The sequence below is a fragment of the Nitratireductor luteus genome (genome assembly GCF_026162365.1).
GTDB classification, from domain to species: domain Bacteria; phylum Pseudomonadota; class Alphaproteobacteria; order Rhizobiales; family Rhizobiaceae; genus Chelativorans; species Chelativorans luteus.
The window spans coordinates 255476-274083 of the sequence record NZ_JAOANW010000005.1 but is presented as its reverse complement, the minus strand read 5'-3'; the positions used below and the strand labels follow the sequence as shown (position 1 = coordinate 274083).

The following is an 18608-nucleotide window of genomic DNA, read 5'->3' as shown; positions in this document are numbered from 1 at the left end:
CAGCTCAATGCTTCTCATTGCAGGGCTCGGAAATCCGGGCCGGCAATACGAAAACCACCGGCACAATGTCGGTTTCATGGCGGCGGATGCGATACACCGCCGCCATTCCTTTTCGCCGTGGTCGAGAAAGTTTTCCGCCCTTGTGGCTGACGGCAAGCTGGACGGTGAAAAGGTGCTGCTCATCAAGCCGCAGACCTTCATGAACCTGTCCGGCCAGGCCATCGGCGAAGCCTTGCGCTTCTACAAGCTGACCCTGGCCGACCTGATCGTCTTTTACGACGAACTGGATCTGGCGCCTGGAAAGCTGCGCATCAAGACCGGCGGCGGGGCCGGCGGCCACAACGGCATCAAATCCATCGATGCTCATTGCGGCAAGGATTATCGGCGCGTGCGCATCGGCATCGGCCATCCGGGCGACAAGGCGCGCGTGAACGGTCATGTGCTGGGCGACTTTGCCAAGTCGGATCACGATTGGCTGGACCCGCTGCTGGAGGCCATCGCCGACAATGCCGGCATGCTGGCAAAGGGCGACGACAACGGCTTCATGAACAAGGCGAGCCTTGCCGTGAAGGGTAAGGAAGACAAACCGGCCGCACGCGCGCCCAAGACCGCCGGGGGCCAAAGCCATATCCGACAGGCGCGGCCGAAACACATTGCACCGCAGGTCCCCGAGGACGGACCGATGGCGGCCATGCTCAAGAAGATCCTCGGCAAGAAGGACTAGTACCTCTGCACAGGGATTTTGATTGTTTGATGGAGACAGAATCGTTCACTCGGCCAGGCGCGTCCCGCCGGGCGTATGGGGCATACGGCCAAGCGGCGCAACGCCGCCGATGGACGATTATGTCCCACCCGAAGGGCCGGCTTGTCGTGTCTGCTGGACATCGTTGTGCCCCGCTTGTGGTCGCTTGGACCACGGCGCGGACCACGCCTTGCCAGCAGACACGACAAGCCGGTCAAACAGTCAAAATCCCTGTGCAGAGGTACTAGATATGGGTTTCAAATGCGGCATTGTCGGCCTGCCCAATGTCGGCAAATCGACGCTGTTCAACGCTCTCACCCGGACGGCGGCCGCGCAGGCGGCCAACTATCCCTTTTGCACCATCGAGCCCAATACCGGCGAGGTGGCCGTGCCCGACCCGCGCCTGAAGAAGATTGCAGGTGTCGCCGGCTCGAAGGAGATCATACCGACGCGCATTTCCTTCGTCGACATTGCCGGTCTGGTGCGCGGGGCGTCCAAGGGCGAAGGGCTGGGCAACCAGTTTCTTGCCAATATCCGTGAAGTCGACGCCATCGTCCACGTGCTGCGCTGCTTCGAGGACGACGACATCACCCATGTGGAAGGCCGCATCGACCCCGTGGCCGACGCCGAGACCGTGGAAACGGAGCTGATGCTTGCCGACCTCGAAAGCCTCGAGCGGCGCACGACCCAGATGCGCAAGCGCGCCACCGGCAAGGACAAGGAGGCCGCCACCCTTCTGCCGATGATGGAGCAGGCGCTGACACTGCTGCAGGAGGGCAAACCGGCGCGCCTGCTCTTGGACGGCATCGCCGCCGAAGACCTCAATATCCTGCGCAGTCTCAACCTCTTGACATCGAAGCCGGTGCTTTATGTCTGCAACGTGGCCGAAGAGGACGCGGCTGACGGCAACGCCCAGAGCAAACGCGTGGAAGAGATGGCCGCGGCGCAAGGCGCTGGCACCGTCGTCATTTCAGCCGCCATCGAGGCCGAGGTTTCCCAACTCCCCGATGCCGAGGCGGCCGAATATCTGGAAGCCATGGGACTCGAAGAGCCAGGACTCAACCGACTGATCCGGGCGGGCTACGAACTTCTGGACCTCATTACCTTCTTCACGGCGGGCCCGAAGGAAACCCGTGCATGGACGGTCACCAAGGGGGCGAAAGCCCCGCAGGCGGCCGGCGTCATCCACACCGATTTCGAACGCGGCTTCATCCGGGCGCAGACGATCGCCTTTGACGACTTCGTGTCGCTGGGCGGCGAAGTCGCCGCGCGCGATGCCGGCAAGGCGCGCGACGAGGGCAAGGAATATGTCGTCAGCGATGGCGACGTGATGCTGTTCAAGTTCAATACGTAGCATTGCCGCAGCATTGCCGTTGCATGCCGCACCCATCCGCCGGCACGCACGCTTGACGTTGCATGTCGGATGCCGGCATCAGTCGTTGTCGAACCGGGAGATCGCCCATGCTTAAGGCCTATACGCCGGACAATGGACGCCTGCAGTCCGCGGACAGCGTTGAGGCGCACGACGCCGCCGTTGTCTGGGTGGATTTGCTGTCGCCTACGGACGAGGAGGAACAGGCCGTCGAGGCGTGGCTGGGAGTGGGCGTTCCGACCCGGGACGAAATGGAAGAGATCGAGATCTCCAGCCGCCTTTATGCCGAGGATGGCGCCCATTTCATGACCGCCACCCTGCCCGCCAAGGCCGATGGCGACCGGCCGGAGATGGCGCCGGTGACCTTCGTCCTTGCCGCCGGCAAGCTCGCCACCATCCGCTATCACGAGCCGCGCTCCTTCGAGACGTTTCCGCAGCGTGCCGAAAAGGTGGCGCTGGGCTGCCAGGACGGCGAATCCATCCTGATCGCCCTGCTGGAGGTGATCGTCGACCGCGAGGCCGATATTCTGGAGCGCGCCGGCCGGGAGATCGGCGAGATCGCGCACGGGATCTTCCACCCGGCAGAACGGCAGGTCTCCAAGCGGGACCGCAACTTTCAGATCATCCTGCGCAAGATCGGCCGCAAGGAGGAGCTTCTCTCCAACATGCAGGACAGCCTCCTGTCGCTGCAGCGCCTGTGCGGTTTCCTGAGTACACTCATGGGGAAAAGCGACCGTGAGGCGCGTGCCCGAGTGAAAACGCTGCAGCGCGACGTGGCTTCGATTTCGGACCATGCCGCCACGCTGTCCCAGAAGATCACTTTCCTGCTCGACGCAACGCTCGGCATGATCAGCATCGAGCAGAACGCCATCATCAAGATATTCTCGGTCGTCGCCGTGATCTTCCTTCCGCCGACCCTGGTGGCGTCGATATACGGCATGAACTTCGAGAAGATGCCCGAGCTTTCCTGGAGCTTCGGCTATCCGCTGGCGCTGGTCATCATGGTCGCCTCGGCAGTCCTGCCCTTCTTGTACTTCAAGAGGCGCGGCTGGCTCTGAGAGCCTGTTTTCGAGCCAAAAATCTGTGACTCTTTCGCACATGCAGCATTTATGCGCCGCGCCCGTCTTGGCACTGCCATGTGGAGCCCTTATTTTTGCGTCGCAATATCGGCGTTTTCCTCCCAAGAGACGCCATTTCATTAGGGCTAGTCGATCCGGTGCGGCAGGAGATGCTGCGCTGCGGTCCATTATTGATATAGGGAGCCAATCGATGCTCAACCGCAAAGTACCTGACGTGACCTTCCGCACCCGCGTTCGCGACGAATCCATCGAAGGACCGAATCCTTTCCGCTGGGAAGACAAGAGCACCGCCGACTATTTCGGCGGAAAACGGGTCGTGCTGTTCTCACTGCCGGGCGCCTTCACGCCCACCTGCTCCACCTACCAGCTTCCCGATTTCGAGAAGCTGTTCGACGAGTTCAAGGCGGAAGGGATCGACGAGATCTACTGCATCTCGGTCAACGATGCCTTCGTCATGAATGCCTGGGCGAAGCACCAGGGCATCGAGCGTATCAAGCTCATTCCTGACGGCTCGGGCGAGTTCACCCGCAAGATGGGCATGCTGGTGGCCAAGGACAATCTCGGCTTCGGCATGCGCTCCTGGCGCTACGCCGCCGTCGTGAATGACGGGCTGGTCGAGCAGTGGTTCGAGGAGGAGGGCTTCTCGGACAATTGCGACGCAGACCCCTACGGCGTGTCCTCGCCGCAGAATATCCTGCAGAACCTGCGCACGCGGGAATCGGCGGCAGCGTAACCGGCCCGCGCAGCAGAGGCGCTACCCGAAGCCCCGGCCGATTGCGCGCCGGGGCTTTTTTATTTTGGCACAATGTGCAACGAGAACATCGACCCGAGGGGCAGAAGGAACCGGCGATGGACGAAAAGCTGTGGGCCTATGAGGACTTTGTGGAGGGTATCGTGATCGAGCTTGCCACCAAGACGGTCTCCAAGGAGGAGATCGTCGAGTTCGCCTCCGAGTTCGACGCGCAGCCCATGCATCTGGACGAGGAAGCGGGAAAGGCCAGCATACTGGGCGGGCTGTCGGCGTCGGGCTGGCACACCAGCGCCATGTTCATGCGCATGCTGTGCGACGGCTTCCTACTCCATTCGACCTCACAGGGGTCCCCCGGGATTACCGAGCTGAAGTGGAGAAAGCCCGTTCTGGCCGGCGACACACTGACCGGCTGTTCCGAAGTGCTGTCGAAGCGGGAGATGAGGTCCCGCCCCGGCATCGGTCTCGTGACATTCCGCCATTCGGTTTCGAACCAGCGGGGCGAGACGGTGCTGGAGATGGAGAATCCCATCATGTTCGCCCTCCGCAGGGCCAGTGCGAAAGAGACGGCGGCGTGAGCATCGATACCTTTCTCAGGCTGGGCGAGACCGTCACGCTCGGGTCCCACACCTTCTCCGCCGACGAGATCAAGGCGTTCGCGCGCAAATACGATCCCCAGCCATTCCACGTCAACGAGAAGGTCGCCGAGGCCAGCGTCTTCGGCGCGCTGTGCGCCTCAGGCTGGCACACGGGCGCGATGTGGATGCGGTACAATCTGCAAAGCCTGGAACGCGATGGGCCAACAGACTGGAGCGGCGGTGGACCCATGCCGGAATTCGGCCCCTCCCCCGGCTTCTCCGGCATGAAATGGCCCAAGCCGGTCTATGTGGGCGATACGATCACCTTCACGCGCAAGGCCGTCTCCCATAGGCCGCTCGCGTCCCGGCCCGGCTGGCGGCTCGTCAAGCTGGAAGGCGGCGCAAGGAATCAGGACGGCGCCGCCGTCCTGGCTTTCGACAATGCGGTGCTGCTGCGCACGGCATGAAAACCCGGAAGATCAATCCCCTTCGTAGGAAATCAGCGTGTTGACCTCCACCCCGAGCGCTTCCAGTTTCGCCCGGCCGCCGAGGTCCGGCAGGTCGATGACGAAGCAGGCGGCGACGATCTCGGCGCCCATCTGGCGCAGGAGTTTGACCGCGCCTTCGGCGGTGCCGCCGGTGGCGATCAGGTCGTCGACGAGGATGACCTTGTCGCCAGCGTTTACCGCATCGCGGTGCATTTCCATCTCGTCGATGCCGTATTCGAGGCTGTAGGCCACCCGCACGGTCTCGTGCGGCAGCTTGCCCTTCTTGCGGATCGGGATGAAGCCGGAGGAGAGCTGGTGCGCCATCGCCCCGCCCAGGATGAAGCCGCGCGCCTCTATGCCGGCTACCTTGTCGATCTTCAAGCCTGCATAGGGATGAACCAGCCCGTCGACCGAACGCCGGAACGCACGTGCGTCGCCGAGCAGGGTGGTGATGTCGCGGAACTGGATTCCGGGCTTGGGATAGTCCGGTATGGTCCTGATGGACGCGCGCAGCGCCTCTTCCAGCGATTGCTTCATGGTGCCCCGATCCTGCCTGTCCGCATTGTTGTGCCGTGTTGGCGTCCAAAAGAAAAGGGCGCTTGCGCGCCCTTTTCAACGATTGCCGGTTTGGATGTCAGTGTGCGACGTCGGCCCAGATCTTGCGCTTGGTCAGATAGACCAGGCCGCCGAACAGGAGCAGAAACACCATCACCGTGAAGCCGGTGGCCTTGCGCTCGACCATGTGCGGCTCGGCCGCCCACATCAGGAAAGCCGATACGTCACGCGCATACTGATCGACCGTTTCCGGCGCACCGTCGTCATAGGTTACCATGCCGTCCGAAAGCGGCGGAGCCATCGCCAGCGAGGCAGCGCTGATGAAATAGGGGTTGTAGTAGGTGCCTTCGGGCACTTCGTGACCATGCGGGTCCTCATCATAGCCGGTGAGGAGCGCGTAGATGTAGTCTACCCCGCCTTCGGCATACTGGGTGAAGATGTCGAAGACAAAGGTGGGGAAACCACGCTCGACGGCCCGCGCCTTGGCGATCAGCGAGAAATCGGGTGGGACAGCGCCGTTGTTGGAGGCGGCCGCCTGCTGCGGGTTGGCGAAAGGCGCCGGGAAGTAATCCGACGGCGTGGCGGTACGCATGAACATGTCGCCCGCCTCGTCCGGTCCATCCTCGACCTCGTATTCGGCGGCGATCGCCCGTACCTGCTCTTCCGAGTAGCCAAGGTCTTCAAGGTTGCGGAAGGCGACCAGATCGAGCGAATGGCAGGAGGAGCAGACCTCCCGATAGACCTTGAAACCGCGCTGGAGCTGGCCGATGTCGTAGGTGCCGAACGGCCCCTCGAACGACCAGTCCTGTTCGACCGGCTTCTTGATCGGGTATTCCGCGGCATCGGCAGTGGCGACGATGGCCAAGCCCAGTCCGAGCGCCGCAAATCCTTGGAGCAAAAGCTTCATTTTCAACATTCCTTTGCGCATGCGCTCGTTCATCACTCCGCGGGCTGGGTAGTGGAGGCCGCCCCGCCCTTGTTCCTCTCAAGCACGGCTTCCGTGATCGAGTTGGGCAGGCGCCGAGGCGTCTCGATGAGGCCGAGCACCGGCATGATCGCCACGAAGAAGGCGAAGTAGTAGAGCGTCGCCCCCTGGGCCATCGCCACGTAGACACCTTCCGCCGGGCGGGAACCCAGCCAGCCGAGGAAGATGGAATCGACCACGAAGAGCCAGAAGAACAGCTTGTACCAGGGACGATAGACCGCCGAACGCACCTTCGATGTATCGAGCCACGGCACCACGAACAGCACGGCGATTGCCCCGAACATGGCGAGCACGCCGCCAAGCTTGGAATCGATGGGACCGATGTTGAAGGTGATGGCGCGCAGGATCGCGTAGAAGGGCAGGAAGTACCACTCGGGCACGATATGCGCCGGCGTCTTGAGCGGATCGGCCTCGATATAGTTGTCCGCATGCCCCAGGAAGTTGGGGATGTAGAAGACGAAATAGGCGAACAGGATGAGGAACAACACCATGGCGAAGCCGTCCTTGACGGTCGCATAGGGCGTGAAGCGAACGGTGTCCGTCTTCGACTTGACCTCGATGCCGGTCGGGTTGGACTGGCCGGTCACATGCAGAGCCCACACATGCAGAACGACCACGCCGGCGATCATGAAGGGCAGCAGATAATGCAACGAAAAGAAGCGGTTAAGCGTTGGATTGTCGACCGCGAAGCCACCGAGCAGCAATTCCTGGATCCAGGTGCCGACCAGCGGAATGGCGGTGAAGAAACTGGTGATCACCGTCGCGCCCCAGAAGCTCATCTGTCCCCAAGGAAGCACGTAGCCCATGAAGGCGGTCGCCATCATGAGGAGATAGATGATGCAGCCGAGGATCCACAGGAGCTCGCGCGGCGCCTTGTAGGAACCGTAATAGAGCCCGCGGAAGATGTGGATATAGACGGCGACGAAGAACATGGAGGCGCCGTTGGCGTGCAGATAGCGCAGCAGCCAGCCGGAATTGACGTCGCGCATGATCTTCTCGACCGAGAGGAACGCGATCTCCGTATTGGCCGCATAATGCATGGCCAGCACGACGCCGGTCAGGATCTGCGCCACCAGCATGATGGTCAGAATGCCGCCGAACGTATAGGCGTAGTTGAGGTTGCGCGGCACCGGATAGGCAACGAAGGAATCGTAGATCAGACGCGGCAAGGGAAGGCGCGCGTCGACCCAGCGTCCAAGACCGCTTTGTGGCTTATAGGTAGAGTGTCCACCGCTCATTGATTATGCTCCCTGCCCTAGCCGATTTCGATCATGGTATCGGAGATGAATGCAAGCGTCGGCACGGGCAGATTCTCCGGCGCCGGGCCTTTGCGGATGCGGCCGGCCGTGTCGTAGTGCGAGCCGTGGCAGGGGCAGAACCAGCCGCCGAAATCACCGGCCTGGCCAAGCGGCACGCAGCCCAGATGCGTGCACACGCCCACCATTATCAGCCAGTTTTCGCGACCCTCGCCTGCCGAACGGGCGATGTCCGTCGCCGGCGCATCGCCCGCGATGTTCGCGTTGCGAGCGACCGGATCCTTGAGGTCGTCGAGCGGCGTCTGCCGCGCCGCCTCGATCTCGGCCTCCGTCCGGTTGCGAACGAAGACCGGCTTGCCGCGCCACTTCACGGTCAAGGACATTCCCGGCTCGACACCGGAGACGTCCACCTGAACGGAGGCCAGGGCACGCGTGGACGCATCGGGGCGCATCTGGTCGATGAACGGCCAGGCGACACCCGCCGCGCCGACCGCGCCGGCAACGCCTGTGGCAACGTAAAGAAAATCGCGACGATTTGGTTCGGTCGAATCGGTTGCGCTCACGGGACTGGGGTCCTTTCACCTTGTACCTGTGGGCCGGAAGTGTGTTTTCATAGGCGTTACGGCCCATCGGATTCGGCACGACGGACCGGCCCTTTCCCCCGGCAATTCGCGATGGTTTCTATGCTCCGAGCATGAACTTGTCCAGACGCCGAAGGCCCGGAAGGGCACATTGTCGCGGGCAAATTGCCACGTTTAAACCACTTATCCCACGCAGCGGGCCGAGTGCGACCGCCCGAGCCGATCCGTGATGGCGAGCCCATCGCGAATATTGAGCCCCATGAGCACCAGATTCACGCCGCCAGCAAAGAACTCGACCCCCTGAACGGTCGCGAAGATCGCATCGAATTCGCCCGCTCCGGCCTTCAACGCCAGGAAGATCGCCGACGGCACCAGCACCAGGAGTCCGTTGGCCGCGACGACGCGCATGCGCGCCAGCTTTATTCCGGCCCGCCCCCGCGGCCGCGCCCCAGCCATGAGAAAGCCCGTGAGACCTGTCGCCATGAGCGCGGGGACCAGGATCGTCAGCGCCCAGGCCACCGTCGTCTTTACCGACGCGACCGCCTGCCGGGTCCCGCCGAGTTCGACGGCGGCGGATGCAATAAGGAAGGCCGCAATGATGGCGAAGGCCAGGATGCCGGCAAAGGCATGCAGGCGCGGGATGAGACGGTTCCGGTTCATGATTGGAACTCCAACTTGCGTCCGTGTGAGCGATATGAAATACATAGCATACGATGCAATTATATAGCAAGCTATGTAAATGTCCCTCGACCGCCACGAATCCGCCGGCTATCTGACCAACTGGGCGGCGCGCCTGTTCGCCCGCGCCATTGACAGGAGACTGAAGCCGCTGAGGCTTTCGTCGGGATACCTGCCGGTCTTCTTCGCGCTTGCCGGCGGCAACGCGCTGACCCAGAAGCAACTGGCCAGGGCGGCGTCGATCGAACAGCCCACCATGGCCGCGACGCTTTCGCGGATGGAGCGTGACGGCCTGATCGAGCGCACGCCCGACCCGAGGGACAAGCGCGCCAGTCTGATAAGCCTCGCCCCGTCGGCCCGTGACAAGCTCGAAGAGGTCGTCGCGGCAACCCGCGCCGTCAACAACGATGCGCTGTCGAATCTTTCGTCCGACGAGGCGGAGGCTTATTTCGGGGCCCTGAAGAAGATCATCGGCTCGCTGGAGCGGGCGGCCGGCGAGAAGGGATGACCCCGGCAGCCGGCGCGATCAGCAGCTGCCCAGGCGCGCCAGCACCTTGCGGGGAATGCCCATGTCCCGAATTACTGCGTCGTGGCGCTTGAGCCCGCAGAGTTCGCGCTGGATGAAATAGGCGTAGACGGCATCCGTCGCCACCTTCAACAGCTCCGGATCGACCTCATCGGGGGCCTGCGCGTGTAGCCGGCCCAGCGCGCGTTCGGCCCTCCGGCCCGCCTCGCCAAGCGCGATGGCCATCTCCTCCACCAACTCGTAGTCGAGCGTATCGACGCCGGTTCTGGACCGGCTGTTTTTCGGATTGCCAAGCATTCCGTCCTCGCCACCATGGCGGCCATGCATGCGACCGTGACCTCATCAAACAATACGGAGTGCGGGGCTTGCAAGAGCAGCCAGCCGCATTGGACCGAACGGCAGCGACAATCTTTCTCCTTCAAACCCAAAATTGCAGCGGTGACACAATTGAAATTGAATATTGCACCGCAATGGCGTCCCATCTGCCATATGCCGTTTGGTCGATTGCCGGAAATTCCCATGACCATGCTCGAACTGCTTGCCTTTACCTTCGTGGCTGCACTGCTGGTAGTGTCGCCCGGCCCCAACGGGGTACTAGTCGCCAAGACGGTGCCCACTTCCGGTAAGGCAGCGGGCTTCGCCAACATTGCCGGCTTCTTCGCCGCCTTCTATGTGCACGGCGCGCTGTCGATCCTCGGGATATCGATCATCCTGGTGCAATCGGCCGAGGCTTTCTTCATCGTGAAGATGCTGGGTGCGGCGTATCTCTGCTACATCGGTGCCAAGGCGTTGTGGCAGGCATGGCGCGGCGTAGCCGCGCCGGTCGCCACTGCCCCTGCCAAGCGGAGGCGAACGCTGGCGCGGGCCGTCGGCGAAGGGTTCCTCACCAATGCACTCAATCCCAAGGTCTCCATGTTCTACCTGGCCGCCTTCCCGCAGTTCATCCCGGCAACCGCGGAAGCCACCATCTGGGCCTTCGCCCTGGTGGTGATTCACTCCCTCCTCAACGTGATCTGGTTCTCCGCCCTCGTGCTGCTGCTCGCTTCCCTGCGAACACTCGCCGGCAAACAGTGGATGCAGCGCTGGCTGAAAGCCGTTACCGGCGCTGTGTTCGTCGGGTTCGGACTGAAACTGGCGACATTAAGGCCTTAGATCATGGCGCACTTTCCGCAACGCGCTCCTACGGCCACTTCACCACTGGAGGCATGCTGGACAGGATGGAATCAACATTGCCGCCGGTCTTCAGGCCGAAGATCGTGCCGCGATCGTAGAGCAGGTTAAATTCCACGTAGCGTCCACGGCGGATGAGCTGCTCCTCGCGATCCGCCTCGGTCCAGTTGGTGTTGAAGTTCTTGCGGACCAGATGCTGGTAAACGACGAGGAAAGCGCGGCCGACATCCTGGGTGAAGGAGAAATCGGCGTTCCAGCCGCCCTTTTCCTCCGGCGTCTTCAGCCAGTCGTAGAAGATGCCGCCCACGCCGCGCGGCTCATGCCGGTGCGGAAGGTAGAAATACTCGTCGCACCAGTTCTTGAACTTAGTGTGGTCGGCGACACCGAAGTGCTTGTCGCAGACGAACTGCATGGCCTTGTGGAAGGCCACCGTGTCGGCGTCCTCCTGGGTGCGGCGGCGGTCGAGCACCGGCGTTAGATCGGCGCCGCCGCCAAACCATTGCCGCGTGGTGATCACCATGCGCGTGTTCATATGGACTGCCGGCACATGCGGGTTCTGCGGATGGGCGATCAGCGAAATACCGGACGCCCAGAAGCGCGGATCCTCCTCTGCGCCCGGTATCTGCTTGCGGAAGTCGTGCGAGAATTCGCCATGGACGGTGGAAGTGTGCACACCGACCTTCTCGAACACGCGGCCATGCATCACCGACATGACGCCGCCACCGCCTTCGCCTTCGTCACGCAGCCAAGGGGTCCGCTCAAAACGGCCGGGTGCGCGGGTGGAAAGAGGCCCCGTCAGTTCGTCCTCCAGCCTTTCGAAGGCCATGCAGGTGCGGTCGCGTAGCGTCTCGAACCATTGCCTGGCAGCGTTCTTCTTTTCTTCGATATTGTCGGGGATGCCGGCAGGCAGGTCGGGACGTTCCATCGCTTTCCTTTCGCGCCACCGCGAAAGGACGCACGGCGCTGTAGCATAAATGACTCGCAATTCTCACGGGCGAGACCTAATCTTCCTGACAGTCGGGTCAAGGAGTTCTTTCGTGCGTGTACCCGCCAAACCGCCGCTAGAGGGCCTCAAGCGCACCCTCGACAAGCAGCGCGCCAACGGACACAGGATGCCGCGCGACGGCTTCCTGCGCGAGAGTTTTTCGCTGCCGCGGGATCAGGCCCGCGCCAAGGCGCGCGAATGGCTGGAGCGTTGGCCCAAGCAGGCCTATTGGACGGAGATCGAGAGCTGGTGCGAGCGCCCCGGCGGCGTGATCGAATTCACCATGCGCCGGTTGCCGACCGCAGACTGAAGCCATCCGGCAACCATAATATCACCCCGACCTTATCAAACGGAATTGACGGAAATCGCCGCAAACTTGAACGGCATTGAGCTTTTTCGTTCTGCCCGCGCCGCCTAGTCTGCCGGCGGGTCATTTCGACCGCCTGGAGCGGCGGGGCGTCGGCCCGCCGCTTCAGGGTTTGTTGAGATTCACCGCCTGTCTGGTGGCTTCGCCGACCGCCATCGCCACCGATATGGCGAGATTGAGGCTGCGCGCTTCCTTTCGTATCGGGATGACCAGGCGATGAGCGGCGGCCTGATGCACGAAATCCGGAACCCCCGCCGATTCCCTGCCGAAGAGGAGGATGTCGTCCGACTTGTAGGCGAACGCTGTGTAGGGCACACAAGCCTTGGTTGTGAAGAGAATCAGCCGCCGCTCCCCGCGCAGACGCCACGCGTTGAAATTCTCCCAGGAAGGATGACGCTGCAACCTGCACATTTCGAGGTAGTCCATCCCAGCGCGTTTGAGCGCCTTGTCCGAGATTTCGAATCCCGCCGGCTCGATCAGGTCGACATGCACCCCCATACACGCCGCCAGTCGGAGGATTGCCCCGGTATTGCCGGCGATATCCGGTTGGAATAGTGCAACTCGAAGCCCTGTCTGGTTCATGATGTAGTCATTCACGATGCAACCGACTGTATCCGGGGCGCAACACCCACACCAAATGCGTGTTCACAGAATCGACCAGAGACTGGTCAATAACGCACGGGCCACTTATAAGTTCACCCGCATCGACGCAAACCGCTGGAGGCAGAAATGGACTACATGATTTTCGTTGCCCCATTCTGCGCGCGCCCCTGGGCAGGGGTCGGCCAGAAGGCCTGACGGCGGTTTCGCGACCAAGCTTACCCTGAAATCATTCAGCATTCGCAAGCGAATCCGCCGGAAATCGTTTCCGGAACACCCAATGGATTCGTCTCATGCGAAAATCGACCAACAACGGCGCTGACGCGCCTGAAACCGACCGCTCCGCCCGTCCCGCCGCAACGCCGCAATCTCCTGCCACGACACTGTCAGGAGCTTTTGCAGCCGCGCTTGGCGCGGGGAAACAAAAGGAGCATCCCTTCAACGAGCCACTGAGCGGCCGAAAGACCGCGCTCCGGCAACTGGCCGGCAAGGGCGGATTACGGCCCTTGAACGACATACAGCATGGAGCGCCGGCCGCACCGCGCAAGGGCCACAGATAACCGAAGGAAAAGGCGCCGGCGCGAGTGCCGGCGCCGCTTCGAGGACGAATTGATGTTTGACTGGTTTGAACGACGACTGAACCCCTTCCCCGGAGAGGAGCCGGAGGAGCCGCCGCGCACATTCCTTACCTTCTGCCTGCACTTCACCAAGGGTGCTTGGCCCTTCATCGCCATGTCGGCGGTGCTGATGATGATCATTGCCCTTGCGGAAGTGTGGATGTTCTCCTTCCTGGGCAACATAGTCGACTGGCTGGCGGCCAGGGACCGTGCGACCTTCCTCGAAGAAGAGGGACTGAAGCTTGCAGGCATGGCACTGATCGTCGCCGTCGTCCTGCCGGCGACGGTCTATCTCTACGGCCTCATCACCCATCAGGTGCTGATGGGCAACTATCCCATGCGCGTCCGCTGGCAGGTGCATCGCTACCTGCTCAAGCAATCGATGAGCTTCTACCAGGAAGAGTTCGCCGGGCGCATCGCCACAAAGCTCATGCAGACCGCGCTCGCCGTGCGCGAATGCGTGATCAAGCTGGTCGACGTGATGAACTACGTGACGGTCTATTTCGCCGGGATGCTGTTCCTTGCCGCCTCGGCCGATTGGCAGCTGGCCGCTCCCCTCCTGGTCTGGCTGGCGGGCTACGCCCTGTTGATGCGGCACTACATTCCCCTGCTCGGAAAAGTGGCGGAGAAGCAGGCCGACGCACGCTCGATCATGACCGGCCGTATCGTCGACAGCTACACCAACATCCAGACGGTCAAGCTGTTCTCCCACGCCCGCCGCGAGGCGAGCTTCGCGCGCGAGGGCATGAACGGGTTCCTCGGCACCGTCTATCGGCAGTTCCGCCTGATCACCGGCCTCTACGGCATGCTCTACCTGCTCAATGCGTTGTGCCTGGTGGCGGTCGGCGCGCTGTCGATCCAGCTGTGGCTTGCCGAAGCCGTTACCGTGGGCTCCGTCGCGGTGGTGCTCGGCCTCGTGCTGAGGCTGTGGGGCATGTCGCAGTGGATCATGTGGGAACTGACCGCGCTGTTCGAAAATGTCGGCACGGTGCAGGACGGCATAGCCTCCATCTCGCTTCCCCGCGTGGTCGACGACAAGCCCGGCGCCGGGGAACTGCAGGTGCCCCGGGGCGAGATCGTCTTCGACCGGATCGGCTTCCACTACGGCAAGGCCGGCGGCGTCATCGACGATCTGTCGCTCGCCATCCGGCCCGGCGAGAAGGTCGGCCTCGTCGGCCGCTCGGGCGCCGGCAAGTCGACGCTCGTGAACCTTCTCCTGCGGTTTCACGACCTGCAGGGGGGCCGTATCCTGATCGACGGGACGGACATCACCGATGTCAGACAGGAGAGCCTGCGCGAGCAGATCGGCGTGGTGACACAGGATACCTCGCTCCTGCACCGCTCACTGCGCGACAACATCGCCTATGGCAGGCCGGACGCGACCGAAGAACAGGTGATCGAGGCGGCGCGCCGCGCCGAGGCACTGGAATTCATCGAGGCGCTTACCGACATAAAGGGGCGCAAAGGGTTCGATGCGCATGTAGGCGAGCGTGGCGTCAAGCTTTCGGGCGGCCAGCGCCAGCGCATCGCCATTGCCCGTGTGATGTTGAAGGATGCGCCCATCCTCATCCTGGACGAGGCGACATCGGCGCTCGATTCGGAAGCCGAAGCCGCCATCCAGGAAAACCTGTACAGGCTCATGGAAGGAAAGACCGTGATCGCCATTGCCCACCGCCTCTCGACCATCGCGGCCATGGACCGGCTTATCGTGATGGACAAGGGCAGCATCGTGGAGGAAGGCAGCCATGATACGCTGGTTGTCGCCGGGGGGATCTATGCCGGCCTGTGGCAAAGGCAATCGGGCGGGTTTCTGGACGTCGACCAGGCGGAGGCAGCTGAATGAGCACCGAGGAAGGCACGCCGCGCAATTTGAGCGAGCGCGCATGGCGGCGCGCCGAAGGGGTGATCGACCCCTTCGGCGATACCGACCGCGAAGTGCTGCCCTCTTCCGCCCGCGATTTCATCTGGTTCTTCGCCCGCCAGGCCAAATGGCCGTTCATCCTGCTGCTGCTGGCGGGCGGGCTGATGGGATCGGTCGATGCCGCGCTCTACTGGGCGCTCGGCTGGCTGATCGACGCACTCGACAATTCGACGCCGGCGACACTGCTGGCCGACCACTGGCCGATGCTGGCGGGATTCGCCTTTCTGGTGCTTTTCGGCCGAGCGGCGATCATGATCGTCAATACCGTGCTGGAAGAACAGGTCATCGCGCCGTCCTTCTATCAGCGCGTGCGCTGGCAGTCCTTCCGCCGGGTGATGGATCAGACTTACGAGTTCTACCAGAACGACTTCGCAGGCCGCATCGCCACCAAGATCATGCAGGGCGGTGAGGCAACGGGCGATTTCATCGTTTCCTCGCTCCAGACCATGTGGAGCTTTCTGACCTTCCTGGTGCTAGCCGGTACCATCCTGACCGTGCTCGACCCGATGATGGGCGTGGTGCTGGCGGTCTGGTTCGCGGCGTTTCTCGTCACGGCGCGCTATCTCCTGCCGCCGCTGCGCGAAGCCGGCCGCCGCACCGCCGACGAACGCTCGATCCTCAATGGCCGCATGGTCGACGCCTTCACCAATATCATGGCCGTGAAGCTGTTCGACAGCGGCAAGCGCGAGCATGGCTATGTGCGCGAAGGCATGGCACGCTTCCTGGCCGCCGTGCGCAAACTCACCCGGGCCATCACCCGCGTGCGCGCCGCCGTCGCCATTCTTAACGGCTTCATGATGTTCGCCATCGGCACCCTTGCCGTGACGAGATGGATGAACGGTGCCGCCACCACCGGCGAGATCGCCGCCGCCATGGGGCTCGTCTACAGGCTCAACCAGATGTCCGGCTACATGATGTTCAACATCAACGGCCTGATCCGCGCCTTCGCCACCGTGCAGGATGCCACCGGCGTCATCTCGAGGAAGCCGGCCATTCGCGATGCGGCCGATGCCGCCACGATGGAACCCGTCACCGGCGACATCCGCTTCGACAATGTCTCCTTCAGCTACGGCAAGGACAGCGACGAGGACCATCCCGGCGTGATCGAACGGTTGAACCTGCATATCCGTCCGGGCGAGCGCGTTGCGCTGGTCGGCCCTTCGGGCGCCGGCAAGACGACGATCGTCAACCTGCTGCTGCGGCTGTTCGACGTCGAGGAGGGACGCATCCTGGTCGACGGGCAGGATATCCGCAGCGTCACCCAGGCCTCGCTGCGCGCGCAATTCGGTGTCGTCAGCCAGGAACCGATGCTGATGCACCGCTCGATCCGCGAGAACATAGCCTATGGCAAGCCCGGCGCCAGCGAAGCGGAGATCATAGCGGCCGCCAAGCGCGCCTCCGCCCATGACTTCATCCTCGGCGTCAGCGACCCCAAGGGCCGCACCGGCTATGACGCCCATGTGGGCGAGCGCGGCGTCAAGCTTTCGGGCGGGCAGCGCCAGCGCGTCGCCATTGCCCGCATGATGCTGAAGAATGCGCCGGTGCTCATTCTGGACGAAGCGACCTCTGCGCTGGACTCGGAGATCGAGTCGGTGATCCAGGAGAATTTGCAGAACCTCATGGAAGGCAAGACGGTGATAGCCGTGGCGCACCGCCTGTCGACCATCGCCGCGCTCGACCGCGTGATCGTGCTCGATGAGGGGCGCGTTGTGGAAGAAGGCACCCATGAAGCACTCGTCGGGAAAGGCGGGCTCTATGCCCAACTGTGGAAGCGACAGTCCGGCGGCTTCCTCGGCGAGCGCCTAGCGGCGGAATGAATTCAGCGTCGCGGCGGCTGGTCCGCCGCGCGAATGAAACCTGCCCCAAGCGGTAAATCCGCAAGCTCGCGCTGGCTCATCGCTTGAAGCACAGGGTGTGCCAGCGGATCGCGGCGCCATGCTTCCCCGTCGTCCTGCGGCTGCGTCCGAGGAATGAATTCGCGCCGGGAAAGTATCGATAAAAACTTGAACATATCTCCATCTCCAGCAAGAATCAGGTCATAATTTGCCTTGCAGGCGGGGATATCAATGGAGTTTACATGCAGGATCATATAGAAAAACTGCATGAAGAACTTGAACCGCATCCATCTGAACGCCCTGAAAGCCGTCGAATCGGTCCTGCGCCTGGGCTCGCTGGCCGCAGCCGCCGAAGAGCTGGGCGTGACGGTCGGCGCAGTGAGCCAGCACGTCATTCGCTGCGAGAAGCAGATGGGCCGCAAGGTCTTCGACCGCAGCGCGCGCGGGCTTGCTCCAACAGCCTTCGGACGGCAGATCGCGGGCCGGCTCAACGAGGGTTTTGCGCGTCTTGATGAGGCCGTGGCGCTGGCGCAACGCGAGAGCGACGATGTCCTGACCATCTCAGTTGCCCCCGTCTTCGCCGCCAAATGGCTGGTGCCCCGCCTTGCCGGCTATTCGCGGCTCCACCCCCGCATGCGCGTGCGCCTCGACGCCTCGGTGGCGCTGGTCGACCCGGACGCTTCCGACATCGACATGGCCATCCGCGTCGGCGAGGGAGACTGGCCGGGGGTGAAGGCCGAGCATTTGCTGCCACAGGAAGTCTTTCCGGTATGCACACCGGCGCTTGCACAGCACCTGAAGACACCCGAAGACCTTCGCCATGTGCCGATTGTCCGCGATGCCAACGCGAATATCAGCTGGGATATCTGGCTGAAGCTGCACGGCCTGACGGAGGAGGCGCTGGGCGGCGGCTACACCTTCACCGACGCCGCGCTGGCGCTGGATGCGGCCATCGCCGGCCAGGGTGTTCTGCTGGCCTGGCAAACGCTGGCCCACGACGCGCTGGCAGCGGGCCTCCTGGTATGCCCATTCAAGGAACGGCAGCCAACCGGCCTCGCTTATTGGCTCATCACGTCAAAAGAGCGGACGGAACGCAAAAAGGTGAAGGATTTCAAGGACTGGCTGCGCGACGAGATTTCAAGAACGGTTCAAACGTAAGAGCCCAGCCGATGAACCCGTCGCTGAGGGCATCAGAGACTCAAAAGAATCGGACGGATTGCCTTGTCTCATGTCAACGCGAAGCCACATTAAATGCTATAGTGGAGGTATGGGGCCAACGGGCAACCACCAACAAGGAGGACCGAACCATGAAGGAATTTCATTGCGGAACGCTTGTGCCCGGCTGCGATTGGCACACGCGCCACGAGGAAGAAGCCGAAGTCATTCGCCGGGCGGTCGAGCACATGCGCGAGGCGCATGGCGAGACCATCATCCGCGAAAGCATGATCGAAGCCATTCGCTCGCGCATCGATCGGGCGAAAAACGCTGCCTGACAGGCAATATCAACGATCCTGATGAATGACCG

At 62.6% G+C, this 18608-nt stretch carries 22 protein-coding genes; 13 read left to right on the top strand and 9 right to left on the bottom strand.

What is annotated here, in order from left to right:
* Positions 1-7: 7 nt before the first annotated feature.
* The 6 genes from pth (at position 8) to N1058_RS08240 (ending at position 4986) form a co-directional block, all read left to right on the top strand.
* Complete coding sequence (gene pth, locus N1058_RS08265) at positions 8-724, top strand: aminoacyl-tRNA hydrolase (protein WP_265517023.1); 717 nt, start codon at positions 8-10, stop codon at positions 722-724.
* A gap of 268 nt (positions 725-992) precedes the next feature.
* Positions 993-2096 (top strand): redox-regulated ATPase YchF, encoded by a 1104-nt coding sequence (gene ychF / locus N1058_RS08260; RefSeq protein ID WP_265517022.1) that lies wholly within the window; start codon positions 993-995, stop codon positions 2094-2096.
* A 107-nt stretch (positions 2097-2203) separates the two neighbouring features.
* Positions 2204-3172 (top strand): magnesium/cobalt transporter CorA, encoded by a 969-nt coding sequence (gene corA, locus N1058_RS08255; protein ID WP_265517021.1) that lies wholly within the window; start codon positions 2204-2206, stop codon positions 3170-3172.
* A gap of 211 nt (positions 3173-3383) precedes the next feature.
* A complete protein-coding gene (locus N1058_RS08250) occupies positions 3384-3926 on the top strand; it encodes a peroxiredoxin (protein WP_265517020.1) in 543 nt (180 codons plus the stop codon).
* 116 nt (positions 3927-4042) lie between these two features.
* Positions 4043-4519 (top strand): MaoC family dehydratase, encoded by a 477-nt coding sequence (locus N1058_RS08245; RefSeq protein WP_265517019.1) that lies wholly within the window; start codon positions 4043-4045, stop codon positions 4517-4519.
* Positions 4516-4986 carry a MaoC family dehydratase gene (locus N1058_RS08240; protein WP_265517018.1) on the top strand — a complete coding sequence of 157 codons (471 nt, stop codon included), beginning with the start codon at positions 4516-4518 and terminating at the stop codon, positions 4984-4986. The genes N1058_RS08245 and N1058_RS08240 overlap by 4 nt, the downstream gene beginning before the upstream one ends.
* Before the next feature lie 12 nt (positions 4987-4998).
* Here the strand turns inward: N1058_RS08240 and N1058_RS08235 are convergent, their stop codons facing one another.
* From N1058_RS08235 to N1058_RS08215, 5 genes are all read right to left on the bottom strand, one after another.
* Positions 4999-5544: an adenine phosphoribosyltransferase gene (locus N1058_RS08235; RefSeq protein WP_265517017.1), complete on the bottom strand. Its 546-nt coding sequence runs from the start codon at positions 5542-5544 to the stop codon at positions 4999-5001.
* 97 nt (positions 5545-5641) lie between these two features.
* Complete coding sequence (locus tag N1058_RS08230; RefSeq protein WP_265517016.1) at positions 5642-6469, bottom strand: cytochrome c1; 828 nt, start codon at positions 6467-6469, stop codon at positions 5642-5644.
* Positions 6470-6501: 32 nt separating this feature from the next.
* Positions 6502-7785: a cytochrome b gene (locus N1058_RS08225; protein WP_265517015.1), complete on the bottom strand. Its 1284-nt coding sequence runs from the start codon at positions 7783-7785 to the stop codon at positions 6502-6504.
* A 17-nt stretch (positions 7786-7802) separates the two neighbouring features.
* Positions 7803-8366: a ubiquinol-cytochrome c reductase iron-sulfur subunit gene (petA, locus tag N1058_RS08220; protein WP_265517014.1), complete on the bottom strand. Its 564-nt coding sequence runs from the start codon at positions 8364-8366 to the stop codon at positions 7803-7805.
* A 201-nt stretch (positions 8367-8567) separates the two neighbouring features.
* Positions 8568-9044 (bottom strand): hypothetical protein, encoded by a 477-nt coding sequence (locus N1058_RS08215; RefSeq protein ID WP_265517013.1) that lies wholly within the window; start codon positions 9042-9044, stop codon positions 8568-8570.
* Positions 9045-9123: 79 nt separating this feature from the next.
* On the opposite strand from N1058_RS08215, the gene N1058_RS08210 reads away from it, so the two are divergent.
* Positions 9124-9570, top strand: coding sequence for a MarR family winged helix-turn-helix transcriptional regulator (locus tag N1058_RS08210; protein WP_265517012.1), 447 nt, complete (start codon positions 9124-9126; stop codon positions 9568-9570).
* 18 nt (positions 9571-9588) lie between these two features.
* On the opposite strand, the gene N1058_RS08205 is transcribed toward N1058_RS08210, so the two are convergent.
* Complete coding sequence (locus tag N1058_RS08205; RefSeq protein WP_338040641.1) at positions 9589-9915, bottom strand: DUF6665 family protein; 327 nt, start codon at positions 9913-9915, stop codon at positions 9589-9591.
* 192 nt (positions 9916-10107) lie between these two features.
* Between N1058_RS08205 and N1058_RS08200 the strand changes: the two genes are divergently transcribed.
* Positions 10108-10740, top strand: a complete 633-nt coding sequence (locus N1058_RS08200; protein ID WP_265517011.1) for a LysE family translocator — start codon at positions 10108-10110, stop codon at positions 10738-10740.
* A gap of 28 nt (positions 10741-10768) precedes the next feature.
* On the opposite strand, the gene hemF is transcribed toward N1058_RS08200, so the two are convergent.
* The gene (gene hemF / locus N1058_RS08195; protein WP_265517010.1) at positions 10769-11683 is read right to left on the bottom strand and encodes an oxygen-dependent coproporphyrinogen oxidase; all 915 of its coding nucleotides are present in this window, start codon (positions 11681-11683) and stop codon (positions 10769-10771) included.
* A gap of 112 nt (positions 11684-11795) precedes the next feature.
* On the opposite strand from hemF, the gene N1058_RS08190 reads away from it, so the two are divergent.
* The gene (locus N1058_RS08190; protein WP_265517009.1) at positions 11796-12053 is read left to right on the top strand and encodes a hypothetical protein; all 258 of its coding nucleotides are present in this window, start codon (positions 11796-11798) and stop codon (positions 12051-12053) included.
* A 162-nt stretch (positions 12054-12215) separates the two neighbouring features.
* On the opposite strand, the gene N1058_RS08185 is transcribed toward N1058_RS08190, so the two are convergent.
* Positions 12216-12692, bottom strand: a complete 477-nt coding sequence (locus N1058_RS08185; protein WP_265517162.1) for a tRNA (cytidine(34)-2'-O)-methyltransferase — start codon at positions 12690-12692, stop codon at positions 12216-12218.
* A gap of 630 nt (positions 12693-13322) precedes the next feature.
* Here N1058_RS08185 and N1058_RS08180 point away from each other — a divergent pair.
* Both N1058_RS08180 and N1058_RS08175 read left to right on the top strand, forming a co-directional pair.
* A complete protein-coding gene (locus N1058_RS08180) occupies positions 13323-15170 on the top strand; it encodes an ABC transporter ATP-binding protein (protein ID WP_265517008.1) in 1848 nt (615 codons plus the stop codon).
* The gene (locus N1058_RS08175) at positions 15167-17065 is read left to right on the top strand and encodes an ABC transporter ATP-binding protein (protein ID WP_265517007.1); all 1899 of its coding nucleotides are present in this window, start codon (positions 15167-15169) and stop codon (positions 17063-17065) included. Before N1058_RS08180 ends, N1058_RS08175 begins: the two co-directional genes overlap by 4 nt.
* A gap of 2 nt (positions 17066-17067) precedes the next feature.
* On the opposite strand, the gene N1058_RS08170 is transcribed toward N1058_RS08175, so the two are convergent.
* A complete protein-coding gene (locus N1058_RS08170; RefSeq protein ID WP_420847955.1) occupies positions 17068-17352 on the bottom strand; it encodes a hypothetical protein in 285 nt (94 codons plus the stop codon).
* Between N1058_RS08170 and N1058_RS08165 the strand changes: the two genes are divergently transcribed.
* Positions 17351-18241, top strand: a complete 891-nt coding sequence (locus tag N1058_RS08165) for a LysR substrate-binding domain-containing protein (RefSeq protein WP_265517006.1) — start codon at positions 17351-17353, stop codon at positions 18239-18241. The genes N1058_RS08170 and N1058_RS08165 overlap by 2 nt on opposite strands.
* A 149-nt stretch (positions 18242-18390) precedes the next feature.
* Positions 18391-18576 carry a DUF1059 domain-containing protein gene (locus N1058_RS08160; protein ID WP_265517005.1) on the top strand — a complete coding sequence of 62 codons (186 nt, stop codon included), beginning with the start codon at positions 18391-18393 and terminating at the stop codon, positions 18574-18576.
* Positions 18577-18608 lie beyond the last annotated feature (32 nt).